21 protein-coding genes are annotated in these 23,952 nt (G+C 71.6%); 9 read left to right on the forward strand and 12 right to left on the reverse strand.

What is annotated here, in order from left to right:
- Window positions 1-107 precede the first annotated feature (107 nt).
- Together QIS99_RS21600 and QIS99_RS21605 are read right to left on the reverse strand one after the other, a co-directional pair.
- The gene (locus QIS99_RS21600) at window positions 108-830 is read right to left on the reverse strand and encodes an aspartate/glutamate racemase family protein (protein ID WP_282515218.1); all 723 of its coding nucleotides are present in this window, start codon (window positions 828-830) and stop codon (window positions 108-110) included.
- 58 nt (window positions 831-888) lie between these two features.
- On the reverse strand, window positions 889-2,364 hold the full coding sequence (locus tag QIS99_RS21605) for an NCS1 family nucleobase:cation symporter-1 (RefSeq protein ID WP_282515219.1): 1,476 nt from the start codon (window positions 2,362-2,364) through the stop codon (window positions 889-891).
- Between the two features lie 314 nt (window positions 2,365-2,678).
- On the opposite strand from QIS99_RS21605, the gene QIS99_RS21610 reads away from it, so the two are divergent.
- Window positions 2,679-3,080, forward strand: a complete 402-nt coding sequence (locus QIS99_RS21610) for a YchJ family protein (protein WP_408909598.1) — start codon at window positions 2,679-2,681, stop codon at window positions 3,078-3,080.
- A gap of 34 nt (window positions 3,081-3,114) precedes the next feature.
- Here QIS99_RS21610 and QIS99_RS21615 read toward each other — a convergent pair whose 3' ends face one another.
- The 5 genes from QIS99_RS21615 to QIS99_RS21635 form a co-directional block, all read right to left on the reverse strand.
- Window positions 3,115-3,720 (reverse strand): cytochrome b/b6 domain-containing protein, encoded by a 606-nt coding sequence (locus QIS99_RS21615; protein ID WP_282515221.1) that lies wholly within the window; start codon window positions 3,718-3,720, stop codon window positions 3,115-3,117.
- Window positions 3,704-4,357, reverse strand: a complete 654-nt coding sequence (locus tag QIS99_RS21620; RefSeq protein ID WP_408909604.1) for a molybdopterin-dependent oxidoreductase — start codon at window positions 4,355-4,357, stop codon at window positions 3,704-3,706. The genes QIS99_RS21615 and QIS99_RS21620 overlap by 17 nt, the downstream gene beginning before the upstream one ends.
- 242 nt (window positions 4,358-4,599) lie before the next feature.
- Complete coding sequence (locus tag QIS99_RS21625; RefSeq protein ID WP_282515223.1) at window positions 4,600-6,156, reverse strand: APC family permease; 1,557 nt, start codon at window positions 6,154-6,156, stop codon at window positions 4,600-4,602.
- A gap of 51 nt (window positions 6,157-6,207) precedes the next feature.
- On the reverse strand, window positions 6,208-7,158 hold the full coding sequence (locus tag QIS99_RS21630; protein WP_282515224.1) for a hypothetical protein: 951 nt from the start codon (window positions 7,156-7,158) through the stop codon (window positions 6,208-6,210).
- A gap of 482 nt (window positions 7,159-7,640) precedes the next feature.
- A complete protein-coding gene (locus QIS99_RS21635; RefSeq protein ID WP_282515225.1) occupies window positions 7,641-9,296 on the reverse strand; it encodes an FAD-binding dehydrogenase in 1,656 nt (551 codons plus the stop codon).
- Between the two features lie 193 nt (window positions 9,297-9,489).
- Between QIS99_RS21635 and QIS99_RS21640 the strand changes: the two genes are divergently transcribed.
- The 5 genes from QIS99_RS21640 (at window position 9,490) to QIS99_RS21660 (ending at window position 13,468) form a co-directional block, all read left to right on the forward strand.
- Complete coding sequence (locus tag QIS99_RS21640; protein WP_282515314.1) at window positions 9,490-10,011, forward strand: NUDIX hydrolase; 522 nt, start codon at window positions 9,490-9,492, stop codon at window positions 10,009-10,011.
- 185 nt (window positions 10,012-10,196) lie between these two features.
- Window positions 10,197-10,592 (forward strand): YidH family protein, encoded by a 396-nt coding sequence (locus tag QIS99_RS21645; protein ID WP_282515226.1) that lies wholly within the window; start codon window positions 10,197-10,199, stop codon window positions 10,590-10,592.
- Window positions 10,589-10,927, forward strand: coding sequence for a DUF202 domain-containing protein (locus tag QIS99_RS21650; RefSeq protein ID WP_282515227.1), 339 nt, complete (start codon window positions 10,589-10,591; stop codon window positions 10,925-10,927). The genes QIS99_RS21645 and QIS99_RS21650 overlap by 4 nt, the downstream gene beginning before the upstream one ends.
- 270 nt (window positions 10,928-11,197) lie before the next feature.
- A complete protein-coding gene (locus tag QIS99_RS21655) occupies window positions 11,198-12,220 on the forward strand; it encodes a phosphotransferase family protein (RefSeq protein WP_282515228.1) in 1,023 nt (340 codons plus the stop codon).
- Between the two features lie 6 nt (window positions 12,221-12,226).
- Window positions 12,227-13,468 carry an acyl-CoA dehydrogenase family protein gene (locus tag QIS99_RS21660; protein WP_282515229.1) on the forward strand — a complete coding sequence of 414 codons (1,242 nt, stop codon included), beginning with the start codon at window positions 12,227-12,229 and terminating at the stop codon, window positions 13,466-13,468.
- 5 nt (window positions 13,469-13,473) lie between these two features.
- Here QIS99_RS21660 and QIS99_RS21665 read toward each other — a convergent pair whose 3' ends face one another.
- The 3 genes from QIS99_RS21665 to QIS99_RS21675 form a co-directional block, all read right to left on the reverse strand.
- On the reverse strand, window positions 13,474-14,070 hold the full coding sequence (locus QIS99_RS21665) for a TetR/AcrR family transcriptional regulator (protein ID WP_282515230.1): 597 nt from the start codon (window positions 14,068-14,070) through the stop codon (window positions 13,474-13,476).
- A gap of 151 nt (window positions 14,071-14,221) precedes the next feature.
- Complete coding sequence (locus QIS99_RS21670) at window positions 14,222-15,892, reverse strand: AMP-binding protein (protein WP_282515231.1); 1,671 nt, start codon at window positions 15,890-15,892, stop codon at window positions 14,222-14,224.
- On the reverse strand, window positions 15,889-16,641 hold the full coding sequence (locus QIS99_RS21675; protein ID WP_282515232.1) for an SDR family oxidoreductase: 753 nt from the start codon (window positions 16,639-16,641) through the stop codon (window positions 15,889-15,891). The genes QIS99_RS21670 and QIS99_RS21675 overlap by 4 nt, the downstream gene beginning before the upstream one ends.
- 180 nt (window positions 16,642-16,821) lie before the next feature.
- On the opposite strand from QIS99_RS21675, the gene QIS99_RS21680 reads away from it, so the two are divergent.
- Window positions 16,822-18,069 (forward strand): exo-beta-N-acetylmuramidase NamZ family protein, encoded by a 1,248-nt coding sequence (locus QIS99_RS21680; protein ID WP_282515233.1) that lies wholly within the window; start codon window positions 16,822-16,824, stop codon window positions 18,067-18,069.
- A gap of 154 nt (window positions 18,070-18,223) precedes the next feature.
- Complete coding sequence (locus tag QIS99_RS21685) at window positions 18,224-19,477, forward strand: MFS transporter (RefSeq protein ID WP_282515315.1); 1,254 nt, start codon at window positions 18,224-18,226, stop codon at window positions 19,475-19,477.
- A 90-nt stretch (window positions 19,478-19,567) separates the two neighbouring features.
- Here the strand turns inward: QIS99_RS21685 and QIS99_RS21690 are convergent, their stop codons facing one another.
- Window positions 19,568-22,429 carry a penicillin acylase family protein gene (locus QIS99_RS21690; RefSeq protein WP_282515234.1) on the reverse strand — a complete coding sequence of 954 codons (2,862 nt, stop codon included), beginning with the start codon at window positions 22,427-22,429 and terminating at the stop codon, window positions 19,568-19,570.
- Window positions 22,430-22,742: 313 nt separating this feature from the next.
- Between QIS99_RS21690 and QIS99_RS21695 the strand changes: the two genes are divergently transcribed.
- Entirely contained in the window at window positions 22,743-23,345 is a 603-nt protein-coding gene (locus tag QIS99_RS21695; RefSeq protein ID WP_282515235.1) for a hypothetical protein, read from the forward strand.
- A gap of 91 nt (window positions 23,346-23,436) precedes the next feature.
- On the opposite strand, the gene QIS99_RS21700 is transcribed toward QIS99_RS21695, so the two are convergent.
- The gene (locus QIS99_RS21700; protein ID WP_282515236.1) at window positions 23,437-23,949 is read right to left on the reverse strand and encodes a hypothetical protein; all 513 of its coding nucleotides are present in this window, start codon (window positions 23,947-23,949) and stop codon (window positions 23,437-23,439) included.
- Window positions 23,950-23,952 lie beyond the last annotated feature (3 nt).

Consider the following 23,952-nt stretch of genomic DNA (forward strand, 5'->3'; position numbering starts at 1 on the left):
GGGCCCGCCCCCCCCCCCCCCCGCTTCTTTGTGCGTACGTGCTACGCCCCGCGCGTACGAAGACGCCGGTACGGGCCGAGGCGTCCCGTACCGGCGTCTTCGCCTGATCAGCTGGCGGGTGGCCAGGCCTTGAAGTGCTTCGGGCGGGGCGGGGCGTACGTGCGGACCTTGGAGGTCTTCAGGCCGAGGCGGACCAGGGACTCGGCGATCGTGACGGCAGCGGCGACGCCGTCGACGACCGGGACGCCGGTGCGCTCCACCACGCGTTCGCCGAGGCCGGACATGCCGCCGCAGCCGAGGCAGATGACCTCCGCGCGGTCCTGCTCGACGGCGCGGGCGGACTCCTCCACGATCGCCTCGACGGCGGCGGCAGGGTCGCGCTCCAGGTCGAGGACGGCCATGCCGCTGGCGCGTACGGAGGCGCAGCGGCCGGAGAGGCCGGCGAGGGTGAGGCGGTCCTCGATGAGGGGGACGGCCCGGTCGAGGGTGGTGACGACGGAGTACGTACGGCCGAGGAACTGGGCGGTGGAGGCGGCGGCCTCGGTGATGTCGACGACGGGGACGTCGAGCAGTTCCTGCAGGCCCTCGCGGCCGTGCTCGCCGTAGCCGGCCTGGATCACCGCGTCGAAGGGCTCCGGGTGGGCACGGACGGCCTCCATGACCGCGATGGCGGCGAGGTGGCTCTCGTAGTTGCCCTCGACCGAGTCGGCGCCGAAGGCCGGGGTGAGCGGGACGATCTCGGTGCCGGGGGCGGCGACGCTCGCGGCCTGCTCACCGATGGACTTCGTCATCGTTTCGGTGGTGTTGACGTTGACGACAAGGAGTCGCATGGGGTGTGGTTCCTGATTTCTCGCGTGGTGGTGCGGGTGGGACGTGCGCTCTGCGGTTTCAGACGCTGGGTACGGCGATGTCCTCGCCGTCGACGTCCTCCTCGGGGACCGTGGGGCGGCCCGGCAGGACGACGAAGAGCAGGGCGGCGAGCAGGGCGCCGATGAACCAGGAGAAGCCGGAGATGCCCGCGAAGGCCGGGACGAGGGCGATGATCACGGCGACGGCGGCGGCCGGGACGAACGCTCCGACGGCGCGCGGGTTGATGCCCTTGCGGTAGGCGTACGTGGCCTCGGGGTGCTCGGTGTAGAGGTGCGGGACGTGCACGCGGGTCTTGCGGATCAGCCAGTAGTCGGCCATGACGATGCCGAAGACCGGGCCGAGGAGCGCGCCGAGTCCGCCGAGGAAGTAGTTGACGACGACCGGGTTGTTGTAGAGGTTCCACGGCAGGATGACCAGGCCGATCGAGGCGCTGACGACGCCCGCGCGGCGGAAGTTCAGCTTCCGCGGGAAGAGGTTGACCAGCGTGTAGACGGGCGCGACGAAGTTGGCCATCAGGTTGACGGCGACGGTCAGGACGATCAGCGCGAGCGAGGCCAGGACCAGCAGGAACGTGTTCGGGATGGTCTGCACGATGTCGGAGGCGCTGGTGACGACCCTGCCGTCGAGCTTGAACTGGGCGCCGCTGAGGACGACCACGATGCCGGCGAAGAACAGCATGTTCACGGGGATGCCGACGAGGTTGCCGAGGTTGATCGAGCGGTTGCTCTTGGCAGAGCGCGTGAAGTCGCAGAAGTTGAGCACGAAGGTGCCGTAGATGACGACCCAGAGCGCGGCGGCCTCCAGGATGTGCACCCAGCGGTCGGCGCCGGTGAAGGGGTTCCCGGCGTCCATGGCGATGGACATGTCGGCCTTGGTGAACATCCAGACGGCGAGGGCGAGCATCGTGATGAGAACGGCGGGCGCGGCCAGCTCGACGTACTTGCGGATGGCGTCCATGCCGAAGCTGACGATCAGGACCTGGATGACCCACAGGCCGAGGAACGAGACCCAGCCGAGGACGGAGAGGCCGAGCACGGAGGTCTGCTCCCAGCTCGCGAGGCCCGGGAACAGTGCCTTGAGCAGCGCGGAGAGCACGGTCGCGGCCAGATAGGTCTGGATGCCGAACCAGGCGATGGCGACGCCGCCGCGGATCATGGCGGGGAGCTGGGCGCCCTTGACGCCGAAGGCGATGCGGCTCATGACCGGGAACGGGACGCCGGTCTTGGAGCCCATGTAACCGGAGAGGCTCAGCAGCCCGAACAGGAAGAGCGAGGCGAGCAGGAACGCCGCGAGAATGTCCCAGACGCCGAGGCCGAGGGCGAAGAGGCCGAGGGCGAAGGCGTAGTTGCCGAGGCTGTGCACATCGTTGGCCCAGAGCGTGAACACGCTGTAGCCGCTCCAGTTGCGGCCGGCCTTCTTGGTGGGCGCGAGGTCCGGACTGTAGAGCCGGGTGCTGGTGCCCGTGGCACTCACCTGTGAGACATCCTGGGACATCTCTCCTGTGCGCGATGCGTCCTGTGCTGTGCTCACACCAGTCACCCTTCCGGGAATTCCGGTATACGGAATTAGTTTTTCGAAGCAGGTGAGCAGGGACGCTACGGCCGGTTTTGCATACCGGTCAAGAGGTTCACGAGAGAAAACCACAGGTGAACACGGGGCGATCTCGGCCGTAGCCAGTGGCCCGGACCGTGAGGACTGGCCGGAACCACTGGGGTAAATGGGATACCAAATCTTGGTTCCGCACAAGGGGTGACCTGGTCGCACGCCGTCACGGGCCGCCTCGCGCCGGGCACGGCACAATGGCCGTCATGTCTCGTCGTACGACCTCACCGTGCCCCTGCGGACAGCCGCTCGACTACGCGGAATGCTGCGGAAGATTGCACTCCGGAAAGGCGGCCGCGGCCACTCCGGAGGAGTTGATGCGCTCCCGGTACGCGGCGTTCGCCGTGGAGGACGAGGCGTATCTGCTGCGCACCTGGCACCCGCGCACCCGCCCGCCGCGGATCGGCTTCGAGCCCGGCGGCTCGATGCGCTGGACGGGCCTGGAGATCCTGGACAGCTCCGACGGCAGCGCGTTCCACAGCACGGGCACGGTGACGTTCCGCGCCCGGTACGTGGATGGCGGCCGGGCGGGCGCGCTGCACGAGCGCAGCCGGTTCGAGCGGCTGGACGGGGCGTGGGTCTATGTGGACGGGGATGTGTACGAGTAAGACCTCAGGGGCGGTTCATGCCGCCGGAAAGGCCTCAGGGGCGGTTCATGCCGCCGGACGCGGGCTCGCCGTCCGGGTGGCGCAGGGCTCGCAGGGCCTTCCGGTGCGTCCACATGCGCAGCGCCATCCAGATGTGTCCGGCCACCACGATCCCCACCGCGAGGGCCAGCCAGTCGTGCACGAACGTCGCGCCGGTGCGGACGGCGAGCGGGGCCAGGCCGGTGAACCACATCAGGAGCCCGGTGCCGAGCATCACCAGGACCGCGCCCGCGATCCACGCCGCGTACAGCTTCTGGCCCGCGTTGAACTTGCCCTGCGGGCGCGGCCCCCGCTCGCGGCGGAGTTCGGCCCGCAGCCAGTGACGGTCGTGCGGGCCGAAGCGGTCCAGGCGGCGCAGGTCGGCGCGGAGCGCGCGGGAGGCGAGGCCGGCGAGGAGCGGTACGGGCAGCAGCAGGCCCGTCCACTCGTGCACCGTGACGACCAGGGCGCGGCGGCCGACGGCCTGGGCGAGCACGGGGACGTACAGGCAGGCCGCCGAGGCGATGCAGAGCAGCATCAGGGCGGCGGTCGCGCCGTGCGCCCAGCGCTCGGCGGGGCTGAACCGGCGTGTGCGTACGGCCTGTTCAGACGGTCGGGGCATCTTCGCGGCCGTTGGAACGGCCGACCCAGGCGTCGACGTCATAGCCTCGCTCCTCCCAGTATCCGGGCCGGACGGCGTCGGTGACGGTGATGCCGGAGAGCCACTTGGCGGACTTGTAGAAGTACATGGGCGCGACGTACAGGCGTACCGGCCCGCCGTGTTCGTGGGAGACGGGCTCGTCCTGCATGCGCAGGGCCACCAACACGTCGTCCCTGCGGGCCTGTTCGAGGGTGAGGCTCTCGCTGTACGCGCCGTCGAAGCAGGTGAAGCGGACGGCGCGGGCCTCGGGGCGGACCCCGGCGGCGTCCAGGAGCCGGGACAGACGTACGCCCTCGAAGGGGGTCTCGGGGACCCGCCAGCCGGTCACGCACTGCACGTCCCGCACCAGCCGGGTCTGCGGTTCGGTGCGCAGGTCGGCGAGGGTGTACGTGCTGGGCCGGTCGACGAGGCCGTCGACGCGCAGGCGGTACGTCCGGGCGTTCTTCGGCGGTACGGACGCGGTGACGGAGTAGTACCGGAAGGCACCGCCCGCGGGCAGGGCGTCGGTCAGGCCGGTGGGGTCCTGCCGGGCCAGCGCCTCGACGCCGCGCTGCAGGAGGGGGGCGGCGGCGACACCGGCTGCGCCGAGGCCGAGCATGCCGAGGACGATGCGGCGGCCTACGGGGGTGCCCTGGGGGGCGTCGGGTCGGGTGGGGTTCACGTCTTCGAGTTCAGCACGCCGGCGGGTGGGGGGACAGGGGGTGCGCGGGTCCGTCAGCGTTCCGTCATTCTTCCTGTCCCCCGAAAGCCCTGCCGGACGGCCTGTCAGGCCTGACAGGTCTGACAGGTCTGACAGGTCTGACAGGTCTGACAGGCCGTCCGGCAGGTCTGACGGGCCTTCTAGCCCGAAGTCCGCTCGCTCTCCCGCTCCAGGCGGAACGCCTCGTTGCCCAGGCCGATCCGGGCGTGCGTCTCGGGGCGCCGGACGCGGAGGACCGCGCCGTGCACCAGACCGGCGACCGCCGCGAGGCCGATCACGCCCGGCAGCACCCACGCGAGGGCGGAACCCGGGCCCGCGCCGACCAGGACGCCGAAGTCCTTCACCGTGTACCCGGCGATCACCAGCAGTGCCAGGCCGGAGAGCCCCGAGGCCACCAGCCGCCCGGCCTGGGCGCGGGCGGCGCCGCGGCGGGCGAAGAAGACGATGACGGCGAGCGACGCGGCGGCCATGAGGACGATGATGCCGAGGGCGCCGACGTTGCCCATCCAGGTGAACAGCCGGAGCACCGGAACGGTCGGGTCGCCGATGGGCTTGTCGTCGGTGACCGCGAAGGCCACGACGACCGCCACCGAGATCACCGTCTGAAGCAGCGAGCCCGAACCGGGCGCCCCGCTCGCCCTGTTGGTACGTCCGAACGCCGCGGGCAGCAGGCCCTCCCGGCCCATGGCGAAGGCGTACCGCGCGACGACGTTGTGGAAGCTGAGCATCGCCGCGAACATCCCGGTGACGAAGAGGATGTGCAGGACGTCCGTGAAGCCGCCGCCGAGGCGGTCCTCGGTGAGGCCGAACAGCAGGCCGGGGCCCTGCTCGCGGGCCGCGTCGACGATCCCGGACGGACCGGCGGCCACCGTCAGCGCCCACGAGCTGATCGCGAAGAACAGCGCGGCGAAGCCCACCGCCAGGAACATCACGCGGGCGACGACCACCTGCGGCCTGCTGGTCTCCTCCGCGTACACCGGCGCCTGCTCGAAGCCGACGAACGCGGCGATGCAGAAGCAGAGGGCGGTGCCGAAGCCCGCGCCGGTCAGGGCGTCCGGGTCGAACGCGGTGAGCGCGAGCCCGGAGGAGGCGGGCTCGGCGACCGCCGCCACGTCGAAGACGACGACGAGCAGGCACTCGATGAGCAGCAGCACGCCCAGCACGCGCGCGTTGAGGTCGATCTTCAGCCAGGCGAGTGCGGCGACCAGCGCGACGGCTGCCAACGCCGGTATCCACCAGACGAGTTGGATGTCCAGATAGGTGGCGAAGAGGGCGGACACCTCGAAGCCGAAGATGCCGTAGATGCCGACCTGCATGGCGCTGTACGCGACCAGGGCCACGAGCGAGGCGCCCGCGCCGGCGGTCCCGCCGAGGCCGCGGGAGATGTACGCGTAGAAGGCACCGGCGTTGTGGACGTGCCGGCTCATCTCCGCGTACCCGACGCTGAACAGCGCCAGGACCACACCGAGGATGACGAAGAGCAGCGGCTGTCCGACGATGCCCATCACGCCGAACGTGGTGGGCATGACGCCGGCCACGACCATCAGGGGCGCGCTGGCGGCGAGGACGGAGAGCAGCAGCCCCGCCGTGCCGAGCCGCCCGGCACGCAGGGCGCGCTCCTCGCCCTTGTACGTGTTGATGCGGCCGTCGCGCCTGGCGCTGCGCTCGCCCGTGGTGCTCGAACTGCCCGTCGACATGGTGGGGTCGGTCCTTCCGGGGTGGGTTGGGGTGCGGCGTCGCGGCCGGGGTCAGGCGGCGCCGAGGGCCGCGTTGCGGGCAGCGCCGAAGGCCTTGGCGGGGTCGCGGCCCGGGTACGCCCAGGGCTCTGCGGTGGCGTACGGGCCGATGCGGTGGAACAGGGCCGCCGCTTCGGCCGCCCGACCCTCGCAGAACTTGGCGTGGGCCAGGAAGTTGAGGTCGATGCGGCCGCGCGGGTGCTGGGCGCCGTCCCACTCCAGCCACCAGTCGAAGGCCGCCTTCATCACCAGGCGCGCCCGGCGGCCCGACCAGTGGCCGGAGCGCTCCGGCGGGGCCGCGGCACGGGCGACCTGGGCGAGGACGCGGTAGCGCTCGGCGTGCGCGACGACCGGGAGGATCGCCAGCGGCGAGTCCGGCGGCGCCTGGTCGACGGCCCAGGAGGCGAAGTCGTACACCTCGTGCAGCGGGTCCTGGCCCAGGTCGGCGCGGCGCTCGGCGAGGCGGCCGACCATGAGGTGGTGGGCGTGGTGGTGCTGCGGGTGGCGGTGGCGGACCTCGTCGAAGAGGCGGACCACGTCCTCCTCTGAGCCGAGGGTGCGGGCGAGGAGCAGCAGGGCGAGCCACGGCGTGGGGTCCTCGGGGGCGAGCGCGGCGGCCGCGCGGCAGGAGTCCTGCGCGCTCTCCGGCCGCTCCTTGCCGCGCAGGGCGTGCCAGACCGCGGCGCAGGCCGACAGGGCGGCGGCGTCCGCGCTCTCCGGCTCGACGAGCCGCCACTCCTGCGCCCACGCGCGCGCGGCGGGTGACTGTCCGAGGACGACGAGGCGGTGGCCTCTGCGGTCCCAGTCGGGGCCGGTGGCCGCGAGCAGGGCACGCGTGTCGGCCCAGCGGCCGCGTTCCAACGCGGTGCGGGCGGCGGTGAGTTCGGTGTCGTCGAGGGCGGGGTCGAAGTCGTGCGCGGCGCGCTTGCGGGCACGCCCGAGCGGGGGAGGCGGTGGGGACACCTCGGTGAGTCCTTCCCATCACGGTGGTCAGGCGGAGGGTGTGGACGGCTGTCGCGGGTGTGTGGTGGCGGGGCTGCGGTGATCACGTACCGCAGACCGGATGATCACGCACAGCTAAGCGTCAGGGGTCCCTTCCGTCAAGGCCGGGCCGGGAGGAATCGATTCGCCAACTGGCTTGTCCACAGGGTGAATTGAGACGTGGGGCGATTGTCAGTGGGGGGTCGTAGTCTCGGCGGCAGCGGGAACGAACGGGCCCAGCCGTCGACCCGGCCGAGCGAAAGGGAGCAGACCATGAGTACGAGTCCGAAGCCGACCGAGCCGACCCCGGGCCCCGACAGCCTGCCGCCCCTGGCCCTTCCCCGGACCGCTCCGGGACACCCTGGTGGCGGCGGTGCTCTCGGGCGAGAAGACCGGTCGGCGACACCACGCTGGTCGTCGCCGAACGCTTCCGCGTGGTCACGGACGACCAGAACTGACGTCCCCTACCCCACCGCCCGAGCCGCCGCCCGCCCCGCCGCGCGGCCGGAGAAGATGCAGCCGCCGAGGAACGTGCCTTCGAGGGAGCGATAGCCGTGCACGCCACCACCACCGAACCCGGCCGCCTCCCCCGCCGCGTACATCCCGGGCAGGGGGTCGCCGCCGTCCGTGAGCACGCGCGAGGTCAGGTCGGTCTCCAGGCCGCCCAGGGACTTGCGGGTGAGGATGTTCAGGCGTACGGCGACGAGCGGGCCCGCCTTCGGGTCGAGGATGCGGTGCGGGGACGCGGTGCGGATCAGCTTGTCGCCGATGAACTTGCGGGAGCCGCGCATCGCGGTGATCTGCAGGTCCTTGGTGAAGGGGTTGGCGATCTCCCGGTCGCGGGCGGTGATCTCGCGGCGCAGTTCCGCCTCGTCGATCAGCGGCTCCTTGGTGAGCGCGTTCATGCGGCGGACCAGGGCGGTGAGGTCGTTCTCCACGATGAAGTCGTTGCCGTGGTCCATGAACGCCTTGACCGGGCCCGGCACGTCGGCCCGCGCCCGCCCGAGCACGTCGCGCACGGACTTGCCGGTCAGGTCCGGGTTCTGCTCGGAGCCGGAGAGGGTGAACTCCTTGCCGATGATGCGCTTGTTGAGCACGAACCAGGTGTGGTCGTAGCCGCTGTGCATGATGTGGTCGAGGGTGCCGAGGGTGTCGAAGCCGGGGAAGAGCGGCACCGGGAGGCGCCTGCCGCGGGCGTCCAGCCAGAGCGAGGACGGTCCGGGCAGGATGCGGATGCCGTGCCTGTTCCAGATCGGGTTCCAGTTCTCGATGCCCTCGGTGTAGTGCCACATCCGGTCGCGGTTGACGACATGGCCGCCCGCGTCCTCCGCGATGCCGATCATCAGCCCGTCGACGTGGGCGGGCACCCCGGAGAGCATCCGGGCCGGCGGTCGGCCCAGGCGCTCGGGCCAGCTGGCGCGGACCAGGTCGTGGTTGCCGCCGATGCCGCCCGAAGTGACGATCACCGCCTGGGCCTTGAGCTCGAACAGGCCGGTGACGGTGCGGCTGGACTCCTGGCCGCGCTCGATGCCGGAGGGTTCGAGGACCTCGCCGCTGACGGTGTCGACAGCGCCCGCGGTACGGCTCAGGCCGGTCACGCGGTGCCGGAAGCGCAGGTCGACCAGGCCGCGCGCCACGCCTTCGCGCACGCGCCGCTCGAAGGGGGCGACGATCCCCGGACCGGTCCCCCAGGTGATGTGGAACCGGGGCACGGAGTTGCCGTGCCCGGTCGCGTCGTACCCGCCGCGCTCGGCCCAGCCGACCACGGGGAAGAACCGCACACCCTGCGCGTGCAGCCAGGAGCGTTTCTCGCCCGCCGCGAAGTCCACATAGGCCTCGGCCCACTTGCGCGGCCAGTGGTCCTCCGCGCGGTCGAAGCCGGCGGTGCCCATCCAGTCCTGCAGGGCGAGCGCATGGCTGTCCTTGATCCGCATCCGCCGCTGCTCGGGGGAGTCGACGAAGAACAGCCCGCCGAAGGACCAGTGGGCCTGCCCGCCGATGGACTGCTCGGGCTCCTGGTCGAGGAGGATCACCTTCCGGCCCGCGTCCACGAGTTCCGCAGTGGCCACGAGTCCGGCGAGGCCCGCCCCGATCACGATCACATCAGCGTCGTACGCCATGGCCATCCGTCCTGTCGGCGGTGCGCTTCGCGGGGAAGGCACCAGGGCTCGGGTTACCGGTGGGTTAGATCTTCGGCACCGCGAGGCGGGGCGTCAACCGTTGCGTTGGACCCGCGAGGGGCCGCGCGGGTTGGATGGCCGCATGAGCGCAACGGACGGCGGCATGAGCGACGGCGGCATGAGCGACGATGGCATGAGCGACGGCGGCATGAGTGCGGACGAGATCCTCGACATCGTGGACGAGCAGGACCGGGTCGTCGGCACGGCCCCGCGCGGCGAGGCCTATGCGAAGGGGCTGCGCCACCGCTGCGTCTTCGTCCTCGCCCGGGACGCGGAGGACCGGGTCTTCGTGCACCGCCGCACGCCGACAAAACTGGTCTTCCCTTCGCTGTACGACATGTTCGTGGGCGGGGTCGTAGGGGCGGGCGAGGCGTATGACACGGCGGCGCTGCGGGAGGCCGAGGAGGAGCTGGGCGTCAGCGGACTCCCGCGGCCCGTACCGCTGTTCAAGTTCCTGTACGAGACGGACGCGCACACCTGGTGGTCGTACGTCTACGAGGTGCGCTGCGAGCTGCCGGTGTCCCCGCAGGCCGAGGAGGTCGACTGGCACACGTTCCTGCCCGAGGACGACCTGGAGCGGCGGCTCGGCGAGTGGGAGTGGGTGCCCGACGGCCTGGCCGCTTACGAGCGGCTGAGGGCCTGTCGTGCGCGGTGAGGCATGGGCGGTGAGGCATGGGCGGTGAGGCATGGGCGGTGAGGCATGGGCGGTGAGGCATGGGCGGTGAGGCAGCGGTGAGGCAGCGGTGAGGCATGCGCGGTCAGGCGCGTACGCAGGCGTCGGGCTGGGGGCTCGGGCACGCACTGACCGGGCGCGGGCAGGGCGCGGGTAGGGTGCGGGGCGTGAACGGGTTCGTGGAGGCGTTGCGGCTGTGGTTCGCGCCCGCGCGGGTGCGGGAAGAGGGCGAGACGCCGGACTACCGCTTCTCGCTCGCCAACGAGCGGACCTTCCTCGCCTGGATCCGTACGGCGCTCGCGCTGGTGGGCGGGGGTTTCGCCGTCGACCAGTTCCTGCCGGACCTCAGCCGGGGCTGGCGGATCGCGCTCGCCCTGGCGCTGCTCGTGGTCGGGGCGCTGTGCGCGCTGCGGGCCGTCAACCACTGGGTGCGGTGCGAGCTGGCGATGCGGCGGGGCGAGGACCTGCCGGTGTCCCGGTTCCCGGCGCTGCTCGCGCTCGCGGTCGGGCTCGTGGCCCTCGCGATGGCGCTGGTCGTCCTCTTCGGCTGGGCCGAGGGATGAGCCACCCCGGCCACCCCGTGCGTCCCGCGACTCCCGAGCGGGACCCGGGACTTCAGCCGGAGCGGACCCGGCTCGCGTGGCGGCGTACGACGTTGTCCTGCACGGTGGCCGCCGTGCTCGCGGGCAAGCAGGCGCTGCACGGCGGGGCGGGCCCGCTCGCCCTGGTCGGGGCCGGCCTGTCGGTGGGCCTGTGGCTCGCGTTCGTGGTGCTCGCCAACCGGCGGATCCACGCCCTGGCGCACGCGCGCCCCGCGCCGATGCGGAAGGGTACGGCGCTGGGGGCGGCAGGCATCACGGTGGGACTCGCGGTGTTCGCGGTGGCCGTGGTGCGCTGAGCGCAGTGGGCACTGAGCACGCCGCGCACGGTGAGGGTGCGGTGCGCGGGGGTTTTTGCGCGACGACCGCCGCACCCGCACCGCCCCCACACCCCACCGCCGCACCCCCACCGCCTGCACCCCCACCGCCGCACCCCCACCGCCCGCACGCCTCGCCCTTCCGGACGAGACGCCGGTCACTTTCGGTCCGCAGGGTAGACGGCATACCGACTGGTCGGCATGATGCTCCCAGAGCGAGTTACGGACGGGTCAACAACAGGGAGCGACAGTATGGCCTCAGACCAGCCACCGGGCCTCGACCTCGCCGCACTGCGCGGCCACCTCGACCGCGTGCGCCCCGGACTCGTGCACGGCCCCCTCGACGCACGGCTGATCGAGGGCGGCCGCTCGAACCTCACGTACACGGTGACGGACGGAACCGACCGCTGGGTGGTGCGCCGCCCGCCGCTCGGGCACGTCCTCGCGACCGCGCACGACATGAAGCGCGAGCACCGGGTGATCAGTGCGCTGCGGGACACGGCGGTGCCGGTGCCGGAGGCGGTGCTGCTCTGCGAGGACGAGTCGGTGATCGGTTCGCCGTTCTACGTGATGGAGTTCGTGGAGGGCACGCCGTACCGCACCGAGGGCGAGCTGGCGGCGATCGGGGCGGAGCGGACCAGGGCCGCCTGCTTCAACCTGGTGGACACGCTGGTCGAGCTGCACGCGGTGGACCCCGAGGCGGTGGGGCTCGGCGACTTCGGCCGGCCCGAGGGCTTCCTCGACCGGCAACTGCGGCGCTGGGGCAAGCAGTTGGACGGCTCCCGCAACCGCGACCTGGCGGGCATCGACGAGCTGCACGCGGCGCTCGGCCGACAGCTGCCCGGCTCCCCCGCGCCGACCGTCGTACACGGCGACTACCGGCTCGACAACGTCCTGGTCGACGAGCGCGAGCAGATCACCGCGATCCTCGACTGGGAGATGTCGACGCTCGGCGACCCGCTGACCGACCTGGGGCTGCTCGCGATGTACAGCGCGCGGCTCGAACTCCCGAACTCCCCGATCTCCACGACCGCTTCGGCGCCCGGCCACCCGGACGCGCGCGAGCTGATCGACCGGTACGCCGCGCGCTCGGGGCGCGACGTGTCGGCGGTCTCCTGGTACACGGCGTTCGCCTGGTTCAAGCTCGCCGTGATCCTTGAGGGCATCCACTACCGGTACACGCTCGGCCAGACCATCGGCGCCGGCTTCGACCGGATCGGCGAACTCGTACCGCAATTCATCGAGCACGGCCTGACCACCCTTCAGGAAGGCTGATCCGCCATGGACTTCACATTCGACGCCCGCACCGAGGAGCTGCGCACGAAGCTGCTCGCCTTCATGGACGAGCACGTGTACCCGGCGCAGCCGGTCCTGCACGAGCAGCACGCGCAGCTCGACTCTCCCTGGAAGGTCCCGCAGATCGTGGAGGACCTGAAGGCGGAGGCGCGCCGACAGGGCCTGTGGAACCTTTTCTTCGTAGACCAGCACAGCCTGCCGGACGCGGAGCACGGGGCCGGTCTCACCAACCTCCAGTACGCGCCGCTGGCCGAGATCACCGGCCGCGCCCCGCAGTTGGCGCCGACCGCGCTGAACTGTGCGGCGCCGGACACCGGCAACATGGAGGTGCTCGCGCAGTTCGGCGACGAGCGGCAGAAGAAGCAGTGGCTGGAGCCGCTGCTGGCCGGTGAGATCCGCTCGGCGTTCGCGATGACCGAGCCGGAGGTGGCCTCCTCGGACGCGACGAACATCGAGACCCGGATCGAGCGCGCCGCCGACCATCCGGACGAGTACGTCATCACCGGCCGGAAGTGGTACATCTCCGGGGCGATGAACCCCAACTGCAAGATCTTCATCGTGATGGGCAAGACCGACCCGGACAACGAAGACGTACGCCGCCAGCAGTCGATGATCCTGGTCCCGCGCGACACCCCGGGCCTCACGGTCAAGCGCGCGATGACGGTGTACGGCTACGAGGACCACTGGCACGGCGGCCACGCCGAGGTGGTCTTCGACCAGGTGCGGGTGCCCGCGGCCAACCTGATCGGCGAGGAGGGCGGCGGCTTCGCCATCGCGCAGGCGCGGCTCGGCCCCGGCCGGATCCACCACTGCATGCGGCTGATCGGCATGGCGGAGCGGGCCATCGAGCTGATGTGCAAGCGGGCCGTGTCGCGTACGGCGTTCGGCAAGCCGCTCGCGCAGCAGGGCGTGGTGCACGAGTGGATCGCGGACGCGCGGGTCGCGGTGGAGCAGCTGCGGCTGCTCGTCCTGAAGACGGCGTGGCTGATGGACACGGTCGGCAACAAGGGCGCGCACACCGAGATCCAGGCCATCAAGATCGCCACTCCGCGCACGGTCGTCGACATCATCGACCGCGCGGTCCAGCTGCACGGCGCGGGCGGCGTCAGCCAGGACTTCCCGCTGGCCGAGCTGTGGGCGGGAGCGCGCACGCTGATGCTCGCGGACGGGCCGGACGAGGTGCACCAGCGGTCCCTCGCCCGGCGGGAGTTGAAGAAGTACCTGTAGGTCGCTTACGGGCGCAGCGCGCGCAGCAGCAGGTCGGCGAGGTGATCGGCGACCTGCTGTTGCGTGAGCGGGCCGTCCGGCCGGTACCACGTGGACAGGTGGTGGACCGAGCCGAAGTGGTAGTCCACGACGAGGTCGGCCGGGGTGGCGGTGGAGAACACCCCGGCCTTCTGGCCTTCCTCGATCAGGGCGCGGAACCGTTCGTGGTAGCGGCGGCGTTCGGCGCGCACCTGCTTGTTCTTCTCCGGGCTCAGGTGGTGCATGGAGCGGAAGAAGATCGCGGCGTCGTCGAGGTTGTCGATGGTGGTGACGACGACGTCCGCGGCGGCGTCCCGCAGCCGCTCCTCGATCGGGGCATCGGAGTCCGCGTACGCGTCGAGTCGCTCCTGCTGGAGGCGGAGCACGCGCGCGTAGACCTCCTGCAGCAGGTCCTCCTTGGAGCCGAAGTAGTGGTAGAGCGCGCCCTTGGTGACGCCGGCCGCCTCGACGATCTCCTGCACGGAGGTGCGGTCGTAGCCCTGCTCGGCGAAGAGCCGGGTGGCGGCGGCCAGGAGCCGTTGGGGGACGGGCGTGCCGGTGTCTGCGTCCGTCACCTTGGCCATGGCCGCCACCTGCCTTTCGTACGTGTGCCTGTTGCTGTGTGCGCCAGTTGCTGTGTGTACCGGTCAGCGGGAAACCGTATGCGATCCGGAGGCGATCCGTATACGACCCGTAGGCGACCCGTAGGCGCCCCGAATGCGATCCGCATGCGGTCTACGCCTGGGAACGCAGTTCCCGTCGGAGGATCTTCCCACTCGTGGTCTTCGGGAGCTCCGGCAGGATCTCCACCTCGCGCGGGTACTTGTACGCGGCGAGCCGTTCCTTGCAGTACGCGCCCAGCTCCTCCGGGTCCGCGCTCGCGCCGGGGCGGAGGCTGACGTACGCCTTCACGGACTCGCCGCGGTAGCTGTCGGGGACGCCGACGACGGCGGCCTCGCGGACGGCGGGGTGGGTGTAGAGGACGTCCTCGACCTCGCGGGGCCAGACCTTGAAGCCGGAGGCGTTGATCATGTCCTTCTTGCGGTCGACGACGTAGAGCCAGCCCTCGGCGTCCATGAAGCCGATGTCGCCGGTCCTCAACTCGCCCTGCGGGAAGGTGGTTCGGGTGGCCTCGGCGCGGCGCCAGTAGCCGGGGACGACCTGCGGTCCGGTCACCGCGATCTCGCCGTGCTCGCCGAAGGGCACGTCGGCGCCCTTCTCGTCGACGATCCGTACGACGGTGTCCGGGCCCGGCACGCCCACCGAGAGCGTCCCGGAGGCCGGGTCGACGGGCGCCTCGTGCTCGGGCGGCACGGAGGCGCAGGGCGCGGTGCACTCGGTGAGTCCGTAGCCGTTGCGGATGTACGGGCCGAAGGCGGCGCGGAACTTCTCCACCAGGGCGGGCGGCAGCGGGGCGCCGCCCGAGGAGATGACCTCGAAGGACGAGAAGTGGCCGCGGGTGACGTCCGGGTGCGCGGCGAGCGCCATGAACGCGGTGGACGGGCCGACGGTGTACGCGGGCCGGTGCTCCAGGAACGCGTCCAGGACAACGCCCGCCTCGAAGCGGTACGCGAGGGCGAGCGTGCCCGCGTTGGCGAAGCAGGCCGAGAGCTGGCAGACCATGCCGGTGATGTGGAAGAGCGGAGCGAGCCCGAAGTAGGTCGCGCCCTCGGCGATCCCGTGGCCGCCGCGCTGCCGTTCGGCGTTGTACGTGAGGTTGCCGTGCAGGTTCATGGCGCCCTTGGGGGTGCCGCTGGTGCCGGAGGTGTAGCTGATCAGCGCGATGCCGTCGGCGGCCGGTTCGCGACCGGTGGGCGGTGCGGTGCCGGCGCGGGCGACGGTCACCAGGTCGTCGGCGTCGGCGGCCTGCGGGAGGCGTTCGAAGCCGAGGACGCGGGCGTCGCCGCGGGTCTGGAGGTCCAGTTCGCAGGCGGTGAGCACGATCCGCACCGGGGAGTCGGCGGCCGTCTCGCGCAGGTACGACTCCCAGGCGCGGTCCGAGCAGACGAGCGCGGTGACCTCGGCGTCGTGCAGGACGTGCCGGACCTCGCCCGCCTTGTACATCGGGTTGACCGGGACGACCGTGGCCCCGGCCTTCCAGGCGCCGAGCGCGGCGAGGACGAAGTGCGGGGTGTTCTGCAGCATGACCGCCACGCGGTCGCCGGGCCCGAGGCCGCGGGCGGCGAGGTGTCCGGCGACCGAGTCGCTGAGCGCGTCCGTCTCCGCGTACGAGAGTCGGCCGTCGAAGTAGGCGAGGGCGGTGTGCCGCGGGGCCCTGGCGACGGCTTCGCGGAAGGCGTGCACGACGGAGGGCGGCGGGTCGGCGGGGGCGCGCTGGGCCTCGCTGAGGCGGCCGAGCCAGGGCTTGGCGGCGTAGATCCCGGCCGGGGCTGCGGATGGGGTCACTGAGCGGCCTCCCACTTCTGCTGGATGTGGTTCATGTTGCCGAGCCAGCGGTCGGGGTCCGAGGCGCGCGCAGCGTAGTATCCCGCGACCTCCGGGTGCGGCAGGATCAGGAAGCGGTCGTCCGCGATGCCCGCGAACAGCGCCTCGGCGACCTCCTCCGGCTCGATGGCGCCGGGCGCGAGGACGAGTTCACCGGCCGAGCCGGAGGCGGTGAGCATGTCGGTGCGTACGCCCTGCGGGCAGATGGCGTGCACCTTGATGCCGCGGTGCCGGTACGTCAGCGACAGCCACTCGGCGAAGGCGTACGCGCCGTGCTTGGTGACGCTGTACGGCGCGGCCCCGACCATCGTGAGCAGCCCCGCGGCCGAGACGGTGGAGACGAAGCGGCCCTCGCCGCGCTCCAGCCAGCCGGGCAGCAGGGCGTGCGCGGCGCGGACGTGGGCCATCACGTTGACGTCCCAGGCCGTGGCCCACACCTGCTCGTCGGCGGCCTCGGTGCCGCCGGAGGCGAGGCCCGCGTTGGCGCAGTAGACGTCGACGGTGCCGCCGAGCGCCTCGCGCGCGGGCTCGACGACCGCCGAGGCGTCCCCGGGTACGGCGACGGCACCGATCTCCTCGGCCACCGCCTTCGCCTTGTCCGGATCCAGGTCGTTGACGGCCACCCGGGCGCCCTCGGCCGCGAACCGGCGGGCCAGTGCGGCGCCGATGCCCGCGCCCGCCCCCGTGACGACGACTGCCTTGTCCCGCATGCTCTCCACCCTCGTGTCTCCCCTCGTGAACGACTCCTGAACGACCCGGACGCGATCGCAGACTAACCAGTCGGTATGCCGTGGGGGAAGGGCTCGTACGAGACAGTCCGTGTCCGGTTCGTTCCGTGCGGGGCGGGGGCGCGCTAGGGTCCGCCTCCCCGATCCTTGCGGAGGTCTTGGATGAATCTCTCCAGACGGAGCCTGCTCGCCGCCGGTACGGGCGCGGCCGCCGCGACGGCCGCCGCGTCGCCCGCCCGCGCCGCGGACCGCAGGGGCCCGCACCGGCTGCGCACCGGATTCGAACGGCTCGCCGCCGACGGCTACCGGCTCCTCGACGGCGAGCGCGTCGGCATGGTCACCAACCCGACCGGGGTGACCCGCGACGTCCGGCACATCGTGGACGTGATGCACGCCGACGAACGCGTGCACCTGGTCGCGGTGTTCGGCCCCGAGCACGGCTTCCGCGGCACGGCCCAGGCGGGCGGTTCCGAGGGCCGGTACGACGACCCGGCGACGGGCCTGCCGGTGTTCGACACGTACCGGAAGAGCGGGCAGGCGCTGGCCGACATCTTCACCGAGGCCCGCGTGGACACCGTCGTCTTCGACATCCAGGACGTGGGCGCGCGCTTCTACACGTACATCTGGACGCTCTACGACTGCATGGTCGCCGCCGAGCTGGCCGGGAAGCGGTTCGTGGTCCTGGACCGGCCGAACCCGGTGTCCGGGCGGTCGGCACAAGGGCCGGTGCTGCACAAGGAGTTCGCGACGTTCGTGGGGCGCGAGCCGATCGCGCAGGCGCACGGGATGACGGTCGCGGAGCTGGCGCGGCTGTTCAACGGGGAGTTCCTTCAGCGCCCGGTCGAGCTGGACATGGTGCGGATGTCGGGCTGGCGCAGGGCGGACTTCTACGACTCGTCGGGGCTGCCGTGGGTGCCTCCGAGCCCGAACATGCCGACGCCGGAGACGGCCCTGGTGTACGCGGGCACGTGTCTCTTCGAGGGCACGAACCTGTCGGAGGGGCGGGGCACGACCCGGCCGTTCGAGCTGCTCGGCGCGGAGGGCGTCGACCGGCGCTGGGCCCGGGCGGCGAACGGACTCGGGCTGCCCGGCGTGCACTTCAGGGAGGCGTACTTCACGCCGACGTTCTCGAAGTTCCAGGGCAGGACGGTCGGCGGGGTGCAGCTGCATGTGTACGACCGGGAGGCGTTCGACGCGGTGGCGACGGGGATCGGGCTCCTGGTGACGGCGAAGCGGACCTGGCAGGGCTTCGCCTGGCGCAGCGACCACTGGATCGACAAGCTCACCGGTTCGACGCGGGTGCGCACGATGATCGACGCGGGGGCGGACGCGGACGAGGTGGTGGCCGCCTGGCAGGGCGAGCTGGCGGCGTTCCGGGCGGTGCGGCGGGACTACTTGACGTACCGCTGACACTCCGTCCGCTCTCAGCATCCGAGACCGGCCGTCGCCACTATTGACTGCACGCTACACCGATCGCCACAGTGCCGACGTGATCGACGACGACCCCACCACCAGCAAAGCCGGCGCCGCCGGCGCGGTTCCCACGGACGAGAGTCCGGAGAGCCTGCGCCGGGTGGCGGTGGCCAGCTTCATCGGCACCGCCATCGAGTTCTACGACTTCTACGTCTACGGAACGGCCGCCGCGCTCGTCCTCAACGACGCCTTCTTCCCCAACCTGTCGCCGGTCAACGGCACGCTCGCGGCGTTCTCCACGTACGCGGTGGCGTTCGCGGCGCGGCCCATCGGCTCGCTGGTCTTCGGCCACTTCGGGGACCGGGTCGGCCGGAAGTCCGTCCTGGTCGCCTCGCTCCTGCTCATGGGGCTCTCCACGGCGCTCGTGGGCCTGCTGCCGGGCTACGGCACGTGGGGGATCTGGGCGCCGCTGCTGCTCGTCCTGCTCCGGTTCCTGCAGGGCGTCGGGCTCGGCGGGGAGTGGGGCGGGGCGGCGCTGCTCGCCGTGGAACACGCGCCGCGCGGGCGACGCGGGATGTTCGCCGCGTTCCCCCAACTCGGCCCGTCCGTCGGGTTCTTCGCGGCGACCGGCATCTTCTGGCTGCTCTCGTCCGTGCTGTCCGACGAGGCGTTCCGCGACTGGGGCTGGCGGGTGCCGTTCCTGCTGTCGTTCCTGCTGGTGGCGGTCGGTCTCTTCGTCCGCCTGAAGATCAGTGAGACGCCGGTCTTCGCGCGCGTGATGGCGGCGCAGGAGGCCAGCAAGGCCCCCGCCCTGGAGGTGTTCAAGCGGCACCCGCGCGAGCTGCTGCTCGGCGCCGGCGGGATGATCGTCGCGTACGGCCTCTTCTACACGGCCACCACCTACTGCCTGGCGTACGGCACGAACACGCTCGGCGTCTCCCGGAACACCATGCTCGGCCTGTCCATGGTGGCCTGCGTGTTCCTCGCCGCAGGCACCTGGTTCGCGGCGAGGAGGTCCGACGCGGGCGGGCGGCGGCGCCTGGTCCTCGCGGGCAGCGGGCTCGCGGTGGTGTGGGGACTCGTCCTGTTCCCGCTGATGGACACCGAGCAGCCGGTCCTCATCGCGATCGCGCTGGGCGGTGCGCTGTTCTGCATGGGGGTGGTGTACGGGCCGATGGGCGCGTATCTGCCGGAGCTGTTCGGGGCGCGGGTGCGGTACTCGGGGGCCTCGTTCGCGTACAACCTGGGCGGGGTGGCCGGTGGGGCGGTCGCGCCGCTGGTGGCTACCCGGCTGCAGGCGTCTTTCGGGTCGGGGGCGGTGGGGTGGTACGTGTCCGCGATGGCCGTCGTCTCCCTGCTGTGCGTGCTGGCGCTGCCGGAGACGCGGGAGCGGGAGTTGGGCTGAGGCTTTTCGTTTCCCTGTCGGGGCTCGCCGGAGGGGCTGAAATTCAGCCCCTCCGGCGAGGGGTCCGGGGGCGGAGCCCCCCCCCGGGCCTCACCTGTGCGCCGGGAACTCCACCACCTGCTGGTACGTGGGCCGGTTCTGCCACTGGATCGGCTCGTGGGTGATGCCGCCGACCGCCCGGTGAATGATCGTGTCCGCGCACCACTGGTCGCCGGCCTTGCAGCTGTCGTCGCCGGGGTAGACCTGCTCGGGCGAGAGCGCGACCGCCTCGCCGAGGCTCTTCAGGAGCACGTCCCGGCAGGCCGACAGCTCACCGCCGCCGCAGTACGTGTCGCCCAACTCGCCCCGCACCGGCTGCCCGAGCACCGTACGCAGGTCCTTGTCGGCATAGCCCCACCAGCCGTACTGGAAGGCCGAGCCCGCGTGCGCGCCGGTCGGGCCGTGGGCCGCCGACGGGGCCTCGTCGACGGCGAGCTGCCCGGTCAGCGCCTCGTACAGCTCACCCCCGAGCCCCGGCTTGAACTGCGCCTCGACCAGCTTCGGCCACCAGGCGTCCATGATGCGGATCGCGTCCGGGTGGGCGTAGACCTTCGACCCGGCCGAGGTCTGGTTGCGCTGCGCGCCCGCCTTCCGCCACGACTCCAACTGCTGGACGGCCCTGTCGAGTCCGGGGTCGGCGATCGGCTCGCTGCGCAGCACCTTCAGAAGTTCGGGCAGCACCTGCTCGCCGCGCAGGTCCGTCACCGCCGCCTCGGCCATGGCGCGGGTGAGCGAGGCGCGGGTGACACCGCCCTCCTCGACCAGCTCCTTCACCCGCCCGTCGAGCAGATCGCCGCGGTGCACGGCCCCGTAGCTGAAGTTCGCGCCGCTGAAGTCCTTGGCCTGCTTGTTGTTCCAGGAGATGTAGTAGTCCTGGTTGACGGACTGCGGGTGCTCGGCGGGCGGGGTGTACGCGGCCGTGTTGTGGGCCGGGTCGAACTCCCGCCACTCGTACGCCTTCTCGGCCTTCACGGGGAAGGACGCGTCCACGTCGTCGGCACGGACCGGGTTGGAGCCGCTGTTGTAGTACGCGATGTCGCGGGAGTCGGCGTAGAACCAGTTGAAGGCGTAGCCGATGTGCTCGGCGGCCTTCTTGAAGGACTCGGCGTCCTTGATGTACGACGGGTCGTTGAACATCTGGAAGCCGATGATCGAGTCGGCCTCGTGCCGGTAGGTGGAGCGCAGCGAGGTGTACGCGACGGGCTCGCCGTCGACGGTCGCGCGGTGCGTGACGATGCCGTACTTCGTACGGAACACCTGCATGCGGTAGGAGCCCGCGGCCGTGGAGTCGGCGATCGTCGGCTTCCAGGCGTTCTTCTTCTCCAGCTTCTCCATCGGCAGGCAGTCGCCGCGGTACCGGTAGTGCGCGGACCGCTTGGTCGGCGCCGAGCCGTCCGGTTCGCAGAGCTCCACCGCGTAGGTGTCGGTGATGTCCTGGTTGGCGGAGGTGGCGCTCCATGCGTAGTCCTGGCCGCGGCCGAGCTGGACATACATGCCGACGCCCGCGAAGGAGACGCCGCGGGCGCTGATGCCCGGGCCCTGCAGCTCCTGCATCATCAGCAGCTGCGGCGCGAAGTAGCCGGTCTGCGGGCCGAACACGGCCACCGGGTTTCCGCTCGCGGTGTGCTTGCCGGAGACCAGGAGGGCGTTCGACATGCCCTTGCGGGACGGGGAGTCGAGCCTTCCGAACGTGTCCTCGGGCAGCACGCCGTCGTCGTACATCCCCTGCAGCTTCTTCAGCTTCTCCGGGGCCTTCACCGGGTCCTTGGCGGCGGTCTTCGCGGCGCCCTCGCGGTCGTACACCAGCGGCTCGCGCTCGACGGAGCCCGCGTCCGGCATCGCCTTGCCGCGCGCCTTCTCGGGCTTGCCCGCGTACGGGAAGCTGGTGCCGTCGTGGACGGTGAGCACGGTCTCCGGGTCGTTGCGCTGCCGGAACGACTCCCAGACCTTCGTGCCCTTCTCGACGCCGTACTTCTCCTGCGCCTTGAGGAGCGACAGCGCCGCGTCCACCTCTCCCCCGCCGCCGCCTCCGAAGAGGCCGCCGACGACCGAGGCGAGCGCGATCATGTCGGTGATCTTGAAGGGTTCGATCTCCCCGACGTTGGTGATCGCGTCGACCTTGCCGGTCAGCACGTACTCACCCGGGAAGTAGCGGCCCTTCTTCGCCTTCTCCCGGTAGGCGTTGAGGCCGTCCACGTACGCCTGCGCGTCCGCCATGGCCTGCTCGCCGCGTGGCCCCGAGTTCTCCCGCAGCCACTCGACCTGCTGCTCCAGGTCCTTCTCTGTGTACGGGGCCTGCGGCCAGAACTGCTGCTCCAGGCCCTGGTTGGCGGGGGCGCCGCCGGCGAACGGGGTCAGCTCGCCGCGCCCGATGTGCCGGAACAGGTCGATGAGCCACAGCCGGTCCTGGCCGGCCGCGTAGCCCGCGCCGAACTCGGTGCCGTAGCGGGTGGTGCCCTTGATGTGCGGGACGCCGTTCTGCTTGTCCCGGGTGATCGTGACGTCCTCGCGCGGCTTGGTCACCGAGGCGACCTGGTCCTCGGGGACGCCGAAGGAGGAGTCCCGGAAGAAGTCGGTCAGCTTGTCGTCGGTGAGCGACTTGTACCCGGAGGAGAGTGCGTCGTAGGGGCCCAACTGGTCGTCGCTGTGGGCCGGTTTGGTGCCGAAGAGGCGGTGGCCGAGGATCTCGGCGAGGGTGGCGCTGCCGTTGGCGCCGGGCGGCAGGATGTCGGCGCACTGCCCGCCGCAGTAGTCCTCCGCGGCGGTGGCCTGCTCGGGCTCTGCGGCCGCGGCGGCCTGCGGCAGCGGCGCGAGCAGCCCGCCGAGCAGGGCCGCCGCGGCGAGAAGGCCCCCTGGGCCGCCGCGGACGCGATGGCCTCTGCGGATCGCTCTGCGTGGGGTGCGCCGTTGCATTCCCTGCTCCTCCCGAAGACGGTGGCCGGGAGGTTACCGGCGGTAGAGGGAGAGCTGAAGATGAACAACAGTCACCTTTTCCGAATCACCACAGTCGGCTTTTCCGAATCACCACAGTCGGCGTCGGCGCGGTCGGCGGCGGGCTTACGCGGATCCCACGGGCCCTGTGATGGACTCCCGTTCACTCGATGCGCGGCCGATGGGCGCCATCGGAAATCGGATGGAGCCGGATCGCGTGTCGATACGTCTATGGGGCGACGTCTTTTCGCCGACGCCGAAGTAGCCGAAGCAGCAGCGACGGAGGTGTGATGCGGTGGCTGGATTCAGAAGCCTCGCGAGACAGGTCCGCGACGGACAGAACGACTTGGCCCTGCGGCGGTACTCGCTGCGCAAATGCCTGGAGCGCTTCGCCCCGTACGGCCACCGGGCCACCTGGGACCACCTGTGCAGGCGGGCCGGCTTCGGCCCCGAGGACCGGTCCCCGGACCCGGCACGTCTGACGGCCGCGCTCGACGAACTCGAAGCGGCGCGGGCGGTGTGGCTCGCGTACGAGACGGAGTTCGCGCACCGGCGCAAGCAGGAGAAGCACGACGGGCTGCGGCGGCCCGGCAGCGTCCACGACTGGCACCGCCTCACCTGGGGCGGGCACGGCGTCGCCTGGTGCGACGACCCGCACGTCCACCCCGCCGAACCGCTCGCCGACGTGCTGCGCAGACTGATCGCGGCCCTCGGACGGGAGCCGGGGAGCCGCTGCCCGGTCTGCGCCTCGGCCGACATCGTCTGGAAGTACGACCTGGCGCACGAACCCTCCGCGGGGCCGGTGTGCACCGGCTGCGGCATCGTCGTACCGCAGCCGGTCCTCGCACCCGGATCACTCGCGCGGGCCCGGCGGCCCAGGACCCTCGTCACGGTGTGAGCGCCACGGGGGTGCGCCGACTCCAGCCGCACCCCCGCGCCCCCGCGCCCCCGCACCCCCGCGCCCTCGCGCCCCCGCGCCCTCCCGAACCTCAGGGCGTCTGCCAGTCCGTGTGGATCGCCAGCTTGAACTGGGCGTGCATCAACGGGGTCTTGACCTTCACGTCCCCGGTGTCGCGCGCGGACACCTTGAAGCCGAGCGGCGTGCCCTTGTGCACGAACATCTGCCAGACGTACGAGCGGTACTGGCCGCCGCCCGTCGGCGCCGAGTCCGTGGTGGCCGTCGAGTCGTAGCCGGAGCCGAGCGGGTTGCGCACGAATCTGGCGCGGTACTCGTTGGGGCGGGAGTCCGGCTCCCAGAACACGAGCGCGGAGAGTATGCCCCAGCCGTCGTGGCTGGGCCAGATGAGCCCGGAGCGCGCGTCCGGGAACGCCGACGGCTCGCCGCCGCCGTGCGCCGGGTCGTGCATCTTCCATGGGTCGTACGACTCCTGACCGGAGGTGTACGGGAAGCGCACCAGGTGGTAGCCGTCGTCGTCATAGCTGACCGACTGCCTGCCGCCCTGCGCGGCGTCCCACAGCAGCGAGCAGATCACGAGACTCATCGG

The sequence above is a fragment of the Streptomyces solicavernae genome (assembly GCF_029968095.1).
GTDB lineage: Bacteria > Actinomycetota > Actinomycetes > Streptomycetales > Streptomycetaceae > Streptomyces > Streptomyces solicavernae.

What these genes read in the sequence shown, in the direction of transcription:
- QIS99_RS21600 (WP_282515218.1), bottom strand. Translation starts at nt 830, where the DNA reads ATGCGACTCCTTGTCGTCAACGTCAACACCACCGAAACGATGACGAAG.
- QIS99_RS21605 (WP_282515219.1), bottom strand. Translation starts at nt 2,364, where the DNA reads ATGTCCCAGGATGTCTCACAGGTGAGTGCCACGGGCACCAGCACCCGG.
- QIS99_RS21610 (WP_408909598.1), top strand. Translation starts at nt 2,679, where the DNA reads ATGTCTCGTCGTACGACCTCACCGTGCCCCTGCGGACAGCCGCTCGAC.
- QIS99_RS21615 (WP_282515221.1), bottom strand. Translation starts at nt 3,720, where the DNA reads ATGCCCCGACCGTCTGAACAGGCCGTACGCACACGCCGGTTCAGCCCC.
- QIS99_RS21620 (WP_408909604.1), bottom strand. Translation starts at nt 4,357, where the DNA reads ATGCTCGGCCTCGGCGCAGCCGGTGTCGCCGCCGCCCCCCTCCTGCAG.
- QIS99_RS21625 (WP_282515223.1), bottom strand. Translation starts at nt 6,156, where the DNA reads ATGTCGACGGGCAGTTCGAGCACCACGGGCGAGCGCAGCGCCAGGCGC.
- QIS99_RS21635 (WP_282515225.1), bottom strand. Translation starts at nt 9,296, where the DNA reads ATGGCGTACGACGCTGATGTGATCGTGATCGGGGCGGGCCTCGCCGGA.
- QIS99_RS21640 (WP_282515314.1), top strand. Translation starts at nt 9,490, where the DNA reads ATGAGCGACGGCGGCATGAGTGCGGACGAGATCCTCGACATCGTGGAC.
- QIS99_RS21650 (WP_282515227.1), top strand. Translation starts at nt 10,589, where the DNA reads ATGAGCCACCCCGGCCACCCCGTGCGTCCCGCGACTCCCGAGCGGGAC.
- QIS99_RS21655 (WP_282515228.1), top strand. Translation starts at nt 11,198, where the DNA reads ATGGCCTCAGACCAGCCACCGGGCCTCGACCTCGCCGCACTGCGCGGC.
- QIS99_RS21660 (WP_282515229.1), top strand. Translation starts at nt 12,227, where the DNA reads ATGGACTTCACATTCGACGCCCGCACCGAGGAGCTGCGCACGAAGCTG.
- QIS99_RS21665 (WP_282515230.1), bottom strand. Translation starts at nt 14,070, where the DNA reads ATGGCCAAGGTGACGGACGCAGACACCGGCACGCCCGTCCCCCAACGG.
- QIS99_RS21675 (WP_282515232.1), bottom strand. Translation starts at nt 16,641, where the DNA reads ATGCGGGACAAGGCAGTCGTCGTCACGGGGGCGGGCGCGGGCATCGGC.
- QIS99_RS21680 (WP_282515233.1), top strand. Translation starts at nt 16,822, where the DNA reads ATGAATCTCTCCAGACGGAGCCTGCTCGCCGCCGGTACGGGCGCGGCC.
- QIS99_RS21690 (WP_282515234.1), bottom strand. Translation starts at nt 22,429, where the DNA reads ATGCAACGGCGCACCCCACGCAGAGCGATCCGCAGAGGCCATCGCGTC.
- QIS99_RS21700 (WP_282515236.1), bottom strand. Translation starts at nt 23,949, where the DNA reads ATGAGTCTCGTGATCTGCTCGCTGCTGTGGGACGCCGCGCAGGGCGGC.